Origin of the sequence: Streptomyces sp. enrichment culture (assembly GCF_964272855.1) — a bacterium.
GTDB lineage: Bacteria > Actinomycetota > Actinomycetes > Streptomycetales > Streptomycetaceae > Streptomyces.
The window spans coordinates 595,791-610,737 of record NZ_OZ186847.1; the positions used below are offsets into that span (position 1 = coordinate 595,791).

At 72.6% G+C, this 14,947-nt stretch carries 12 protein-coding genes and 1 pseudogene; 10 read left to right on the forward strand and 3 right to left on the reverse strand.

Going from position 1 to position 14,947, the window contains the following annotated elements; all coding sequences use genetic code 11:
* The first annotated feature begins 32 nt into the window (after positions 1-32).
* From ACSU6L_RS02445 to ACSU6L_RS02465, 5 genes are all read left to right on the forward strand, one after another.
* Positions 33-1,478: a Gfo/Idh/MocA family protein gene (locus ACSU6L_RS02445; protein ID WP_437053029.1), complete on the forward strand. Its 1,446-nt coding sequence runs from the start codon at positions 33-35 to the stop codon at positions 1,476-1,478.
* A gap of 171 nt (positions 1,479-1,649) precedes the next feature.
* A complete protein-coding gene (locus tag ACSU6L_RS02450; RefSeq protein WP_437053031.1) occupies positions 1,650-4,433 on the forward strand; it encodes a hypothetical protein in 2,784 nt (927 codons plus the stop codon).
* Positions 4,434-4,591: 158 nt separating this feature from the next.
* Complete coding sequence (locus tag ACSU6L_RS02455) at positions 4,592-5,113, forward strand: hypothetical protein (RefSeq protein ID WP_437053033.1); 522 nt, start codon at positions 4,592-4,594, stop codon at positions 5,111-5,113.
* 174 nt (positions 5,114-5,287) lie between these two features.
* Entirely contained in the window at positions 5,288-6,316 is a 1,029-nt protein-coding gene (locus ACSU6L_RS02460) for an urea transporter (RefSeq protein ID WP_437053035.1), read from the forward strand.
* Positions 6,317-6,353: 37 nt separating this feature from the next.
* Entirely contained in the window at positions 6,354-7,418 is a 1,065-nt protein-coding gene (locus ACSU6L_RS02465; protein ID WP_437053037.1) for a lipoate--protein ligase family protein, read from the forward strand.
* Positions 7,419-7,433: 15 nt separating this feature from the next.
* Here ACSU6L_RS02465 and ACSU6L_RS02470 read toward each other — a convergent pair whose 3' ends face one another.
* The gene (locus tag ACSU6L_RS02470; protein WP_437053039.1) at positions 7,434-7,919 is read right to left on the reverse strand and encodes a flavin reductase family protein; all 486 of its coding nucleotides are present in this window, start codon (positions 7,917-7,919) and stop codon (positions 7,434-7,436) included.
* Positions 7,920-8,042: 123 nt separating this feature from the next.
* Here ACSU6L_RS02470 and ACSU6L_RS02475 point away from each other — a divergent pair, with 123 nt between their 5' ends.
* A complete protein-coding gene (locus ACSU6L_RS02475) occupies positions 8,043-8,297 on the forward strand; it encodes an EF-hand domain-containing protein (protein WP_437053041.1) in 255 nt (84 codons plus the stop codon).
* Positions 8,298-8,306: 9 nt separating this feature from the next.
* Here the strand turns inward: ACSU6L_RS02475 and ACSU6L_RS02480 are convergent, their stop codons facing one another.
* Entirely contained in the window at positions 8,307-9,620 is a 1,314-nt protein-coding gene (locus ACSU6L_RS02480; protein WP_437053043.1) for a helix-turn-helix domain-containing protein, read from the reverse strand.
* Positions 9,621-9,792: 172 nt separating this feature from the next.
* Between ACSU6L_RS02480 and ACSU6L_RS02485 the strand changes: the two genes are divergently transcribed.
* The gene (locus ACSU6L_RS02485; protein WP_437053045.1) at positions 9,793-10,833 is read left to right on the forward strand and encodes an esterase/lipase family protein; all 1,041 of its coding nucleotides are present in this window, start codon (positions 9,793-9,795) and stop codon (positions 10,831-10,833) included.
* Positions 10,834-10,875: 42 nt separating this feature from the next.
* A pseudogene (locus ACSU6L_RS02490) lies at positions 10,876-11,253 on the forward strand (serine/threonine-protein kinase); the annotation flags it as partial.
* A 119-nt stretch (positions 11,254-11,372) separates the two neighbouring features.
* Here ACSU6L_RS02490 and ACSU6L_RS02495 read toward each other — a convergent pair.
* The gene (locus ACSU6L_RS02495) at positions 11,373-12,050 is read right to left on the reverse strand and encodes a macro domain-containing protein (protein ID WP_437053047.1); all 678 of its coding nucleotides are present in this window, start codon (positions 12,048-12,050) and stop codon (positions 11,373-11,375) included.
* Positions 12,051-12,173: 123 nt separating this feature from the next.
* Between ACSU6L_RS02495 and ACSU6L_RS02500 the strand changes: the two genes are divergently transcribed.
* Both ACSU6L_RS02500 and ACSU6L_RS02505 read left to right on the forward strand, forming a co-directional pair.
* A complete protein-coding gene (locus ACSU6L_RS02500) occupies positions 12,174-13,793 on the forward strand; it encodes an ADP-ribosyltransferase domain-containing protein (RefSeq protein WP_437053049.1) in 1,620 nt (539 codons plus the stop codon).
* A 176-nt stretch (positions 13,794-13,969) separates the two neighbouring features.
* Positions 13,970-14,947, forward strand: a complete 978-nt coding sequence (locus tag ACSU6L_RS02505; RefSeq protein ID WP_437053051.1) for a helix-turn-helix domain-containing protein — start codon at positions 13,970-13,972, stop codon at positions 14,945-14,947.

The following is a 14,947-nucleotide window of genomic DNA, read 5'->3' on the forward strand; positions in this document are numbered from 1 at the left end:
AGCCGGCCACGCATAAGGGAGCGATCCGCGCCATGCATGAAATCCCTGCTGTCTCACGCCGTACCCTCATGGGCGGGGCCCTGGCCTCCGGTGCCGTCGTCGCCGGACTCGGCGCCCCGGCCTCCGCCGCGCCCGTCGCCGCCCCCGACGCCCCGACCGCCGCCGGCGCACCGCCCCGGCGCCGGGGCCAGAAGTCCATGGTCGACGTCCCGTTCGACGAGTACCGCACGGTCCGCGTCGCCCTGATCGGCCTCGGCAACCGAGGCCACGGCATGGCGTCCGGCTGGGCCGCCGTGCCGGGCTGCACGGTGACCGCCGTGTGCGACATCCGCGCCGAGCGCGCCAGGCGCACCGCCGACCGGCTCGTCGCCGAGGGGCGGCCCAGGCCCGCCGAGTACGGCGGCTCCGCCGACGCCTACGCGCGCATGCTGCGCCGCGACGACATCGACCTCGTCTACATCGCCACACCGTGGGAGTTCCACTACGAGCAGGGCCGTGCCGCCCTGCTCGCCGGCAAGCACGCCCTCGTCGAACTCCCCGTCGCCACCGAACTGCACGAGCTGTGGGACCTCGTCGACACCAGCGAGCGCACCCGCCGCCATCTGTTCCTGTCCGAGAACTGCAACTACGGCCGCAACGAGCTGGCGATGCTGAAGATGGCCCACGACGGGCTGTTCGGCGAGATCACCAACGGCCACGGCGGCTATCTGCACGATCTGCGCGCCCTGCTGTTCTCCGACACCTACTACACCGACTCCTGGCGGCGGCTGTGGCACACCCGCAGCACCGCGTCCTTCTACGCCATGCACGGCCTCGGCCCGATCGCGGCGGCCATGGACATCAACCGCGGCGACCGGCTGACCACCCTGCGGGCCACCGCCACCGAGCCGAAGGGACTCGCCGACTACCGCGAGCGGTTCGTGCCCAAGTCCCACCCGAGCTGGAAGGAGACCTACATCAACGGTGACCTCATCACCTGCCTCATCGACACCGCGCAGGGCCGGGTCATCCGCGCCGAGCACGACGTCAGCTCGCCGCGCCCCTACAGCCGTATCAACTCGCTGGCCGGCAGCCGGGGCATCTTCGAGGACTACGCGGGGGTGACGTCCGCGAGCGGCGGCCGGGTGTACATCGAGCCGGACCACAGCGGCCACACCTGGCGGGCGTTCGACGCCTACCGCAAGGAGTTCGACCACTGGCTGTGGCTGAAGATCGGCGACGACGCCGCCAACAACGGCGGTCACGGCGGGATGGACTACGTCCTGCAGTGGCGCATGGTGCAGCAGATGCGCGCCGGGCTCGTCCCCGACATGGACGTCTACGACGCCGCCGCCTGGTGCTCGCCCGTCCCCCTGAGCGTCAAGTCCCTGGCGGCGGGCGGCCGTCCGGTCGCCGTGCCGGACTTCACCCGCGGCTCGTGGGTCAACCACCGCACGGGACTCGACTCGCGCCCCGGTGAGATGCCGCCGGTCCCCTGATCCCGGGTACCGCTCGCCGGGGCCGGGGCGGGAACCGCCGGCCCCGGCGGCTGACCGGTTTAGGCCGTCTCACCGCGCACAGGCAACCCACGAGGCCGCTCTCCGCCTCCTCCTGCACGAGGGGCGACCGCCGCAACGGCGCCCCGGACCCGGGAGTTGAGGAGAGGATCATTGATACGTGCCCGAATAACGGGGGCCGCCGTGCTCGCGGCGGTGACACTGGCGGGTGTGACGCCCGCCGTGGCGCAGGCCCGTCCGCAGCCGGCCGGCGCCGTCGCCACGACGACGGGTGACGGCGCGGACGAACTGCCGCCCGGCTGGCGGTTCACCGCCACCGACGAGGGGAACGCCCTCGAATGGCGCGCGCCGCGGCGCGTCCCGCCGGGTGACGCCCGCGTGGAGTTCCACACCGACGGCGGACTGGTGGGCGTACCGACACCGGACGAGGACGGGCGTACCTTCCGGCTGCCCCTGGAGGAGTCCCGTCCGGTCGAGTTGACGGGCCTTCAGGTGATGGCGGGCGGCCGTCGGCTGGACCGGCCGTCCGGCGCGTCGGACCGGCCGGACGCGTCCGCCCCGCGTGCCCCGCAGCTCCCTCCCCGGCTGCCCGCGGGCGCCGTCGACCCGGGCAAGCCGGGCCCGTTCGCCACGGTAACCGGCGAGTACGCCCTCGACTCGATCCGGCTGCCCGGCTACAAGGCGCCGATCGAGATGCGGGGCGTGGTCGTGGCCCCGAAGGGAGCAACCGGCAAGCGTCCCCTCGCCCTCTTCCTGCACGGCCGGCACGCCACCTGTTACGTGCCCGGCCAGGGCGAGGACCAGACGACGATCGACTGGCCCTGCGCCGCCGGCGCCAAACCGATCCCCAGCCACCGCGGCTACCTGCGGGACCAGAAACTGCTCGCCTCCCAGGGCTATGTGACGGTCTCCGTCTCCGCCAACGGAGTCAACGGCCAGGACGCCGAGGTGGAGGACGCGGGCGCGCAGGCCCGCTCGTCGCTGGTGCGCAGGCACCTGGCGCGCTGGGCGGACTGGTCCGCCAACCCGTCCACCGCGCCGGAGGCCGTGCGCGAGGCCCCGAAGGCCGACCTGTCCCGGGTGCTGCTGGTCGGCCACTCGCGCGGCGGTGAGGGCGTGAACCGGGCCGCCATGGACTCCCTCTACCCGCCTCCGCCCGCCCAGGACGGCAACGTGGGGCGGGCCCGCTGGACCGTGCGCGGCACCGTGCTCATCGGCCCGACCGTCTTCGGCCAGAACCCCGTGCCCGACGTGCCGTCGCTGACGATCCTGCCGGGCTGCGACGGTGACGTCTCCGACCTCCAGGGCCAGGTGTACGTCGACGGCACCCGTGGCGTGAGCAGCGGCAAGGCCCTGCACAGCGCGGTCCACATCACGGGCGCCAACCACAACTTCTTCAACAGCGAGTGGACGCCGGGCGAGGCGAAGGCACCCGCGAGCGACGACTTCTGGGACGACCCCGAGGACCGGGACCCGGTGTGCTCCGCCGGCACCACCACCCGCCTCACCGCCCAGCAGCAGCACCGCGCCGGGGCCACCTACATCGCCGCCGCCGCGCGGCTGTTCGTCGCCGGTGACGACCGGGTGCGCGAGCTGGTCGACGGCACCGGCCGCCGGGCCCCCTCGGCGGATCCCGCCCGTGTCCTGACCCACGCGGTCGGTGCGGGCCGCGGCGCCGGCTTCCTGCCCGACGGCTCGGTGAAGGTGACCGGCGGACGGCTGTGCAACGCGGTCGACACGGACGAGCGGACCGCCTGCCTGGGCGAGAACGTCTCCGGTTCGTCCCCGCACTTCGCACGGTGGTGGCCGGAGCGCGAGGAGGGGCGCCGCGCCGTCGCCCTGAAGTGGTCCGCGCCGGACACACCGGCCCGCCTCCGGCCCGCCAAGCCCGTCTCCCTCAAGGGCGCGAAGAGCCTGGCGTTGCGTGTCATCGTGCCGCCCAACAGCGCCGGCACCCGGCTCGACATCTCCGTCACCGACGCCTCCGGCAGGCGCGCCACGCTCGGCACCGTCCGGGCGGACGGGCTGCCGGGCAGCGAGCGCACCGCCTCCTACTGGGCGCAGGAGCTGCGCGTCCCGCTCACCGCGGCCGTCCGCGCGGGTCTCGACCTGTCCAAGGTCGGCGCGCTGGAGCTGACGCCGCGTTCACGGTCCGGGAAGGCCTGGCTGATGGACGCCTACGGGTGGAAGCCGGGCACGCCCGCGGCGCGCGCGGCGAGCCTGAGCCGGGTCGACATCGGCCGCGTCACGGTCGACGAGGGCGACTCGGGCGAGCGCACCTACCAGGTGCCGGTCCGGGTCTCCGGCAACGGCGGCGGCGCGGTCCGGCTGTACGTCGTGGACCCGGACACCGGCGCGACCCGGCATCGCCTCGTCACCATGCGTCCCGGCCACCCCGGCACGGACGTGACGGTGAAGGTGACGGGCAACGAGCGCTACGCCTGGGACATCACCCACAACCTGCTCGCGAAGGCGGTCCGCGGCACGGTCGTCGGCTCGTACTCCGGCGGTGTCACCGTCCGCAACGACGACCCGATGCCCGAGGTCAGCGTGACGCCGGCCGCGGGCGAGGTCACCGAGGGACAGCCGCTGCGCTGGCGGATCTCGCTGTCCGCGCCCGCCGACGTGCCGCTGGCGTCCCCTCTGAACGTGGCGCCGGCCGGCGACCGCCCCGAGCTGTCCACCCGGGACGTCGACCCGGAGTGGCTGCGCGACATGGTCGGCGAGGTGCCCGACGGCGAAGTGCCGCTGTCCAAGCTGGACTACTTCTCCCTGTGGGCACCGGTGCCGACCGGTGAGACGAGCGCGGAGGTGGCGGTGCCCACGGTCCGCGACCGGGTCGCCGAGCCGACGGAGTACGTGGTCTTCCAGCCCACCGACATGGAGGGCGAGCCGCACGGCCCGGCCGTGACAGGCGCGGTCCGCGACGCGTCGTAACTCCCCTTCGGAGTCCCGCACTCGGGCCCCGCACCCCTGCCCGGCGGGGGTGCGGGGCCCTCTGGCGGACGCGCGTAGAGCTCGGGCATCATCTCCCTGCACCGCCTTGCACAGTCACCCCACCGGTAGACACGACTCAGCGCAGGGAAGGGGTCCGTATGAAGGCTCGCAAGGCCGTCACGGGCAAGCTCCGCTCGATCCTCACCGCTCTCACCCTCCTCGTCGCCCCCGGCCTCGTCGTGGTCGGCGGCGCCGGTGAGGCGTTCGCCATCACCAAGATCAGCCACGCCACCGCGACCTCCATGTTCCGCGAGGTCGGCATCACCTGGTCGTCGTCGGGCGGCTGCTCCGACCGCAACAACCCGACCTGTACGTCCTTCGAGCAGCTGAACCTCGCCACCGCCCAGGGCGCCCAGACCCTGAAGCGGGCCAGCGGATGCGCGCTGAACATCACCGGCGGCACGGAGACCGGTCACGCGTCCGGCACGTACTCGCACTGGAACGGCTACAAGCTCGACTACAGCAAGTACACCTGTCTCGGGAACTACATCAGGAACAACTTCACCTACATCGGCGTGCGCGGCGACGGCGCCCCGCAGTGGCGGTCCGGCTCCGGCAACATCTACGCCGACGAGGGCAACCACTGGGACGTCCTGTACTACAACTGCGGCGGCTGCTGAGCCCGGAGACCAGGGCGTTCCGTCCCGCCTCCCGGACGAGCCGCGGACGCGGCCGACACCCCGGCACCAGCCGCCGCCCCGGTTCGCCGTGCCGGTCGACGCCGGTACCATGTATCGGAAACACGTTTCCGCATTACGGAAACCATGGATGGGGCTCGTCTGAGGAGGCGGGGCGTGCGACGGTCGGCGTGGGCTCGGTGGTGGCGTCCGGAACACATCCGGGACTTCGGCGCGCAGGTACTGCGCGGCCTGGCCCAGGTGCTTTTCCTGGCCAACCCGTGGACGGGTGCCGTCTTCCTGCTGACCCTGTGCCTGGCCGACTGGCGCTACGCCGGCTACGCGCTGGGCGGCGCCGTCCTCGGCACCGGCGCCGCACGCGCGCTGGGGGTGTCCCGCGACCGTGTCGATCCGGGGCTGGAGGGCTTCAACTCCTCCCTCACCGCCCTGTGCCTCGCGGTCGTCCTCGGCGCGGACAGGCCGTACACGGCCCTGCTCGCCGCCGCGGGCAGCGTCGTCGTCACCATCCTCACCGCGGCGGTCGTGCGCGTGCTGCACGTCTGGAGCCTGCCGCCACTGACCCTGCCGTACTGCCTGCTGGCGGTCGCGACGACCGTCGCCGCGCCCGCCTTCCGACGGGTCCGGCCCGGCGACGACGGCGTCGCCGCGCTGCCCGCCACCGCGTCCGGCGCGACCGCCCCGCCCCTGGAGGAGCTGGGAGCGGCGTTCTTCCGCAACGTGTCCCAGCTCTTCTTCCTCGACCAGTGGTACGCGGGCGCGCTGCTGCTCGCGGGCGTCTTCCTGGCGAGCCGGACGGCCGGGGCGGCCGCCTGCGCCGGCAGCGCCGCGGGCATCCTGACCGCTTGGGCGCTCGGCGCGTCGGCCGAACGCATCGCCGACGGCACCATGGGCTGCAACGCGGCGCTCGTCGCCCTCGCCCTGTACGGGGTGTTCCTGCCGGCGACACCGGCCACCGTGCTCTACGCGCTGCTCGGCGCGGCCACCGCGACCGTCCTGACACCCGCCCTCGCCGCCCTGCTCGCCCCCTCCGGCGGCCGCGCGTTCACCCTGCCGTTCGTCCTGACGACCCTCGGCTTCCTGGTCGCCGCCCGGTCCTTCCCCCGGCTGACCGGCGACGGAAACCCGGGCCCGGCACCGCTCGGCCGCCGTACATGTCGGGAATCATCCGTGCCGGCCGGACGTTGATCGAACGGACGCGGAAGCGGGAAACGGAGACGGTCGAGTGCACGGTGAGTACAAGATCCCCGGCGGCAAGCTGGTCGTGGTCGACGTGGACGCCGAGGACGGTGTGCTGTGCCGGACACGTGTCGCGGGCGACTTCTTCCTGGAACCGGACGAGGCCCTCGACACGGTGAACCGCGCGCTGGACGGGGCGCCGGCGGACACGGACGCGGCGGGCCTGGCCGCCCGCGTCGACGCGGCGCTCCCCGAGGGGACGGTGATGTACGGGCTGACCTCGGAAGGCATCGCGATCGCCGTCCGCCGCGCGCTCGCGCACGCCACGGACTGGACCGACTACGACTGGCAGCTGATCCACGAGGGCCCGCAGTCCCCGGCCCTGCACATGGCGCTGGACGAGGTCCTGACCGCCGAGGTGGCCGCGGGCCGGCGCGCGCCGACGCTGCGGGTGTGGGAGTGGGGCGCCCCCGCGGTGATCATCGGCAGTTTCCAGTCCCTGCGCAACGAGGTCGACGCGGAGGGCGCCGCCCGGCACGGCGTGGAGGTCGTACGCCGGATCTCCGGCGGCGGCGCGATGTTCGTGGAGCCGGGCAACACGATCACCTATTCGCTGTCCGTGCCCGAGGCGCTGGTCCAGGGACTGTCCTTCCAGGACAGCTACGCCTACCTCGACGACTGGGTGCTCGGCGCGCTCGGCGACATGGGGATCAGAGCCTGGTACCAGCCGCTGAACGACATCGCGACGGACCAGGGCAAGATCGCGGGCGCCGCCCAGAAGCGGGTCGTGGGGCCCGACGGGCGTCCCGGCGCCGTGCTGCACCACGTGACCATGTCGTACGACATCGACGCCGACAAGATGCTCGAAGTGCTGCGCATCGGGCGGGAGAAGCTGTCCGACAAGGGCATCAAGAGCGCGAAGAAGCGCGTGGACCCGCTGCGCCGGCAGACCGGCCTGCCCCGTGAGGCCGTCATCGAGCGGATGATCGACTCCTTCCACGGCCGGTACGGGCTGTCGCCGGGCAAGGTGACCGACGAGGAGCTGGCCCGCGCCCAGGAGCTGGCGCGCATCAAGTTCTCCTCCCCGGACTGGACGGCCCGCGTGCCGTGACCGCCGGCCGGCCGGTCAGTCCACCGGGTGGCCGGGGCTGATGTCGAGGGCGTCGCGCAGGCGCAGCAGCGGACCCTCCTCCGGGTGCCCGCCGCTGCGCAGCGGCTCCAGGACGAAGCCGACGTGGTCGCCGCCGTCGACCCGGGTCCGCACGGTGCCGACGAACCAGGCGGCCGCGTCCTCGAGCACCAGCGCCCCGTCGTCCTCCCGCCGCCAGCGCACCCGCGTGAACTTGTCGACCTCGTCGCCGGACTCCCCGCCGAACAGCGCGGCCAGATCGTGCCGGTCCCGGGTCAGCAGGTGGACGGTGAGGCGGTCCGCGTCACGGGCGACCTCGTAGGTCCGGTTGAGCTTGGACAGCCACACCACGTAGCGCACCGGCCGCATGGAGCACTGCGCGGAGAAGCCGACCAGGCAGCCCGCGCGCCGCTCCCCCACCGCGGCCGTGACCACGCACATCTCGGGGTTGAGCCGGTCGAGGAACGCATCGATGTCCGCCACGCCCCTATGAGTGCCCCGTCCGCCCCTCGGTTCACTCCCTCGGGGAACCCGGAAGGCGTGCGGGACGTCATCCGTGGTGAGCGGAGCCCGTCGGCTGCCGACGACGAGAGACGAGGACGACCAATGAGTGACAAGGCCCGGAAACTGTTCGAGGCGCTGGACCTCGACCACAACGGGACCCTGACCCGCGAAGAGGTGATCGTCGCCCTGCGGACCAAGGGGCCCTCGCTGGCGGCGGCCGGTGTGCTGCCGTCCTGGGGGCTCCAGGACGCCGACGCCTCCTCCGCCCTGTTCGACGCGGCCGACCAGAACGGGGACGCCGTGCTCACGCTGGACGAGTTCGCCGCGGTGGTGGACCGCCGGTTCGGCTGGAGCTGACCGGCGCCGTCAGCGGGGAGCCGGAACGCTCCCGTCCCGCAGGGCGCGGGTGCGCAGCGCCAGCAGCGCCTCGAACCGGAAGGCGGGGTCGTCGAGCCGGTCCCCGAACAGCTCTTCCAGCTTCCGCAGCCGCTTGCGTGCCGTCTGCGGATGGATGCCAAGCGCACGTGCCACCTCCGGCGCTGTACGGCTCCACGACATCAGCAGCGCGTCCAGCGTCTCCGCCAGCCGTGCCGCCCGACCGGCCGGCAGGTCCCGCAGGACGCCCAGCACCCGGTCGCCGAGCAGCCGGCCGATGTGGATCCCGTGGCGCAGATGCGCCTCCGCCAGCCCGTCCCCCGCACTGACGAACGCGCCCGCGCCGCCCCCGGCCGCCGCCCCTTCCCTGCCCGCGGCAATGCCGTGGCCGGTCAGCATCAGACGGGCGCAGTGCAGCGACACCCAGGCGTCCCGCGGTGTCACCGCGGGCCCGAGAGCCGCAGTCCGCCCGCGCACGGCCGTCCGCAGTCGCTCCACCGTCCCCCGGTCCTCCGGGCCGGGGACGATCAGCACCAGGTCGGCGCCGTGCGTCAGCGTGAGGATCCCCGTGTCACGTTCCGGCCCCAGCCCCGGCAGCCGCCCGGCGCCCGCGCCGTGGCGCACCAGCAGGCACGCGACCGCCTCCGGCAGCGGCCACTCGGCCTCCACGGCGAGTCGCTCCACCGCGTCCCACTGCCCCGCGCGCCGCTGGTCCAGCAGGCACGCGGCGAGCGTCCGCCGGCTGCGCTGGAGCCCGCCATCCGCTCTGGCCTGGGCCGCCGCGAACCCCTTCACCGACTCGTTGGACAGCACGTTGATGTGCGTGAGCACCGCCTCGTGCAGCGGCATCACCACCTCGAAAGGCAGCGAAGCCGACTGCGCGGTCTCGGCGTAGAGCCGGGCGCCGACGCGGGCGCCCACCCGGAAGGCGGCCTGCAACGAGTCGGTGGTGCGTCCGTTCAGGAACTCCAGCCGGCCCAGTCCGCGGAAGTGCCGCACATGGTGGTCCTGGAGGCTGTGCGGTTCCTCCGTCAGCTCCACGAACTGCCCGATCGCCCGCCGCACCGACCCGGCGAGGTCCCGTCCCATCGCGGAGTCCAGCGGCCGGCGGTAGGCGGGCACCTCCTCGCGGATGACGTCGATCATGTCCGCGGCGATCGCGTCGATCCGCGGTCTCAGCACCACCGCCAGCGCGGGCGGCAGCTCCCGCCAGGGGCGGCGGGTGAACACCTGGTCCGGCTGCCGCGTCGGCATCGTCTCGTTCCACACGCCCGCCAGCGTGCCCCCGGTGTCCTGGGAACGCACCGTGATCAGGCAGAAGTGTCATGCGGGTGACACCTTTCGCGCGGCCCGCGCCACATCGCTGGTCCCGCGCCCGGCCCGGAGTCCAGCGTGATCCCGACGCTACGCGCCGGTAACCAACGTGACACCGCCCCACGGCGGAGCACGACGGCGCCTCGGGACAAGGAGAACGAGCATGGATGGCAACGGGACGACGCCGATCCGCCCGCCCGCCCGGCGGCACGCGCGACGCAGACGCGGACTGACCGCGACCGCCGCCGGCCTGGCGGTCGCCCTCGGACTGGGCCTGTCCTCCCTGCCGCGCGGTGAGGCCGCCGCGTCGCAGGACCCGGCGAACGCCGCCGCGTCGCAGGACGCGGCCGGCGCGTCCGTATCCGGCGACGGCACGGCCCGGGCCGCCGTCGAGCCGCGCGGGCCGGAGCAGAGCGGCTTCCCGTCCGCGTTCGGGTACTCGTTGCTGCACCCCACGGCCGTACCGGCGGGCGCGAACGACTGGTCGTGCCGGCCCGGCCCGGAGCACCCCAACCCGGTCGTCCTGGTGCACGGCACCTTCGAGAACCGCTACGCCAACTGGGCGGGCCTCTCGCCGCGGCTGAAGGAGGCCGGGTACTGCGTCTACGCGCTCAACTACGGAGCCGCGGAACTCGCCCCGCTGAAGGCCACCGGCGACATCCCCGCCTCCGCCGGACAGCTCGCCGCCTTCGTGGACGAGGTGCGTGCCGCCACCGGCGCGGCCGAGGTGGACCTGGTCGGCCACTCCCAGGGCGGGCTGATGCCGCGCTACTACATCGAACGGCTCGGCGGCGCGGCCGAGGTGGACAAGCTGATCGCGCTGACCCCGACCAACCACGGCACCACCCTGCAGGGCCTGGGCCTCATGGCGCGCGCGATACCGGGCGCCGACGAACTCCTCGGGACCTCGTGCACGGCCTGCGAGCAGCAGATCGTCGGCTCCGACTTCCTCAGGGACCTCAACTCCGACGGCGGCGTCGACCCGGACGTCGACTACACCGTCATCACCACGGTCCACGACCAGGTGGTGACGCCCTACGCCTCGTCCTACCTCCCACCGGCCGGCAATGTCACCAATCACACCGTTCAGAAGTACTGCCTCACCAACGACAGCGACCACGTCGACATCAGCTACGACCCGCTCGCCGCCCGCTTGGTCCTCAACGCGCTGGATCCGGCCCACAGCAGCCGTCCCACCTGCTGAACGGGCTGTGCCGGGCGCGCCGTTGTGCGAAGATCCGGTGCCATGCGTGCACTGTCCCCCGGTGATCCGTCGTCCATAGGCACGTACCGGCTCCTCGGCCGGCTCGGGTCCGGCGGCATGGGGCGCGTCTACCTCGGGCGGGCGCCCGGCGGGCGGATCGTGGCGGTCAAGCTGGTGCAGGAGGAGCTGGCCCGGCAGGGCGAGTTCCGGGCCCGGTTCGCGCGGGAGGTGGCGGCCGCCCGGAAGGTCGGCGGGGAATGGACCGCAGCCGTGCTGGACTCCGACACCGACGCCGAGCAGCCGTGGGTGGCCACCGCCTACGTGGCCGGGCCCTCGCTGGAGTCGGTCGTGGCCGAGGGGTACGGGCCGCTGCCGCCCGAGTCCGTGCGGGCCCTCGCCCACCGGCTCGCGCGGCAGCTCGGTCATCGAGCCGTCCGACGACGGCGGCCTGCTCCTGTGGCAGATGTACGACCTGGGCAGCGAACCGGGCTCGCTGGTGCGGGCGAGAGGCTAGGGGCGGGTCAGAGGCCAGGGGCCGGTCAGCGCCGGGAGGTGCTGCGCGCGGGCGGTGCTATGCGAACCCGCTTCTCCTCGGGCGCGTTCTCGATGTCGTCGAGCTGGGCGACGATCGTGCTGCGCAGGTCGTCGTAGTCCTCGAACGAGTAGTCCTGGAACAGCGTGTAGCCGGACCACATCAGGTTGGCGCACACCCGTGCCGGCACGCGGCCGGTCCGGGCGCCCATTCCGACCAGCGCGACGGAGGTGATGCTGCCCGGCGCCTGCGCGTTCTGCCGGTGGATCGCCTGGAACGCGGCGGCGCACGCCAGGGCCACGTTCAGCGTCTCGCTGACGTTCTGCGAGGACGTCTCCATCGTCGGCGTCGAGATCAGGAACCTCGGGTTGGTCGCGCCGGAGGGAACGCACACCGCGCTGCCCACCGGGAGGCTCCCGGCGAACCGGTCGCGGATCGCCCGCTGCACACGCAGCTGGATGCCCGCGCCGAGGTACCGCTTGACGGCCGCGTCGACCCCGCCGTCCATCCGGCCCCGCGAGTTCGTCGGGCTCACCCAGGCGTCGACCTGCTCGTCGAGGATCGAGCCCTTGCGGATCTCGATGCCCGGGGTGTCGGCGAAGGCCGCCCGCCACGCCTCCACCACATGCGTGTTGATGTCGGTCAACACGACCTTGAGCGGTGCCTGCTCGCGGTTCACGGTCATGGTGCACTCCCAGGTGAGAAACGGTCCTTCCACTGATCACGACGCTACCGCGCCCCACTGACAACGCAGTTGGGAGCCTCGGCCGGAGCCCCGTTGTCAGAGCCCGCTGCTAGCCTCCCGGCCATGATCGACTCGAACGCCTCCGCGCAGCCCGACCCGAACGACCCGCTGGCTCTCGCCGAACTGTTCAAGGGCGGCGGTGAACCCTGGCTGCCGCTGCTCAAGCCTGTCATCGAGGCACAGCCGAACGCGGCCGCGTTCATCGGCCCGGGCCGCGGCCAGGACGTCGTACCCGTCCGCGAACTGACCTTCCAGGCGCTCAAGCCCAACCCGCCGCACAAGTGGAAGGTCGTGGTCTTCGGTCAGAACCCGTACCCGCGGCCGGAGAGCGCCACCGGCATCGCCATGTTCGACAACACCTTCCACGACTGGAAGGACAGCCAGTTCGGCAGGGTCGTCAGCATCCGCTGCATCATCAAGGCGGCGGCGATGTGGAAGTACGGCATACCGAAGAAGACACCGATCGCCGACATCCGCGCGCTGCTGAAGGAGCGGGACACCGTCCAGCCGCCGGAGTGGTTCCAGGCGATGCTCACCCAGGGCGTGCTGCTGCTGAACGCGGCCCTGACCGCCAGCAGCGACGGGCCGCGGGGAGCCGAACCGCACACCGCGTTCTGGCGTCCGGTCGCCGAGCGGATCGTCGAGGAGATCCTGAAGGCCAAGCAGGACGCCGACGAGGAGGACCGCGGTGTCGTCTTCGCCTGGTGGGGGGCGCACGCCCGCAGCCTGAAGAAGGTCGTCCAACAGCTCCAGAAGAAGTACCCCGACGTCGAGGTCCGGCACATCGACCACGCCAACCCGGCGGCGCAGGGCGACATCTTCTGCGACGGCGACCACTTCGCCATGGTGAACGACGCCCTCGCGTCGCTGGGAGCCGACACGATCGACTGGCTGCCGAGCAAGGGGTGGAACGAGGCCGTGGCGGAGGGCGACGGGCCGGACGGCGACGTCGCCGAGCGCATGGGCGCGTTCATCACGTCCACCATGGAGCTGCACCAGCTGTATCTGGAACGGCTCGCGAGCGTCAAGGACGAGGGCCTCGTCCTGCCCGCGATCACCGGTGTGTTCGACACGCCGCTCATGGACTTCCGGGACGCCGTCGCCCCGGTCGCGAAGGTGCTCCGGGGCCTCGACAGGCACATCGCGCGTTCGCACGAGTTCGGCAAGACGCGAGCGGACGAACCGGCCGGGGGCGGTCTGTCCGCGGAGGCGATCGCCGCCCTCTACCTCTACACCTGCGAGTCCGCGTTCTACCGGGAGATCAACGCCGTCCTGCGTTCCCCGGACCGGAGCAGGCTCGTCCCGTATCTGCCGTACCTGCGGCTGCTGTTCGCGGCGGTCTCGCAGCTGCCCACCCGCACGGAGCCCTTGTGGCGCGGGGTGGCGCTGGACCTGCGGGCGCAGTACCCGCTCGGCCGGACGGTGACCTGGTGGGGCGTGTCCTCGTGCACGTCCGAGCCGAATGTGGCGCGGGCGTTCCTCGGCAGTCGCGGCAAGCGGACACTGTTCGAGGTGGTCCCCTCAAAGGCCGTCGGCATCCGCAGTTTCTCCGCGTTCACCGGCGAGGAGGAGTTCATCCTGCTGCCGGGCACCCAGCTGAAGGTGACGGAGGTGAAGGCCGGGCGCGGCGGGCTGTGCACCGTGAGACTGACCGAGGTGGACGAGCAGCCGCTGGTGTCCTGAGCGAGCAGTGCCGACACATCATCTCGCGGTCGGAATCGGGCCGACCGCGCCGGACGCATCGCCGTTTCTTCCTCCGATTCTTCCTGGACCGCCCCGACCCTGGATGGTGACATCGTCCTGGGTCCCGCGTCGGCTTCGCATCGAAGGCCGAACACGATGTCCGGGGAGGAAATGCTGTGTCCGTCGTTCTTTCCACCGAGGCGCTGTCCGCCGCCGAACGGGCGGAACGCTGGCAGGAGGCGGTGTCGCGTACGTTCGTACCGCTCGATGTCCGTCTCCTGGAGCCGGAGCCGGGCCCGGGGCTGATCGTGAGTCACCGGCTCGGCGCGCTGCAGGTGAGTCGTGTCCAGGCGGGGCCACAAGTGGTCACGCGCAGCAGGCGGTTGATCGCTCGCGACGACCGGCGCTACCTCTTCCTCACCCTTCAGCAGCGGGGCACCGCAGTGAAGGAGCAGGACGGCCGGGAAGTCCTGGTGGCACCGGGCGAGTTCTCCCTCTCGGACTCGGCGCGGCTGTTCCGGAAGAAGATCGAGGGCGAGTTCGCGTTCACCTCCTTCCACTTCCCCCGTGAGGAGTTGCGGGTGCGCGAGGAGGATCTGCGGGCGCTGACGGCGACGGCCTTCTCCGGCCATGAGGGCAGCGGCGCGCTGGTGACGGCCTATCTGGCCCGTATGGCGGACGAGGTGTCCGGTCTGGGCGAGGCCGTGGGCCGCGAGTTCGCCGCGACCGCGCTGGACCTGCTGGCCCTGCTGATCGACGAACGGCGCGGACGGTTCACCCCGCAGGCGCCGGAGACCGCCGGGGCCATGCTCGCGAAGGTAAAAAACCACATCCTGCGCAATCTCTCCGACCCGGGCCTGTCACCGTCCGGGATCGCCGCCGCGCACTTCCTGTCGGTTCGTTATGTGCACAAGCTGTTCGAGCTGGAAGAGGTCAGCGTCAGCGAGTGGATCCGGGCCCAGCGCCTGGAACGGTGCCGCCGGGATCTGCTGCGCCCCGCGACCGCGCGCCTCGGGGTGGCGGCGGTCGCCCGGCGCTGGGGCTTCGTCAGCGCCAGTCACTTCAGCCGGGTCTTCCGCGCGGCCTACGGCGTGACACCCCGCGACTGGCAGGTGCACGGCCCGTCGGAGCGCCGTGTCCCCGAGCCGGTGTGA

Coding starts and splice junctions, on each gene's coding strand:
- ACSU6L_RS02445 (WP_437053029.1), top strand. CDS start 33: ATGCATGAAATCCCTGCTGTCTCACGCCGTACCCTCATGGGCGGGGCC.
- ACSU6L_RS02455 (WP_437053033.1), top strand. CDS start 4,592: ATGAAGGCTCGCAAGGCCGTCACGGGCAAGCTCCGCTCGATCCTCACC.
- ACSU6L_RS02475 (WP_437053041.1), top strand. CDS start 8,043: ATGAGTGACAAGGCCCGGAAACTGTTCGAGGCGCTGGACCTCGACCAC.
- ACSU6L_RS02485 (WP_437053045.1), top strand. CDS start 9,793: ATGGATGGCAACGGGACGACGCCGATCCGCCCGCCCGCCCGGCGGCAC.
- ACSU6L_RS02495 (WP_437053047.1), bottom strand. CDS start 12,050: ATGACCGTGAACCGCGAGCAGGCACCGCTCAAGGTCGTGTTGACCGAC.
- ACSU6L_RS02500 (WP_437053049.1), top strand. CDS start 12,174: ATGATCGACTCGAACGCCTCCGCGCAGCCCGACCCGAACGACCCGCTG.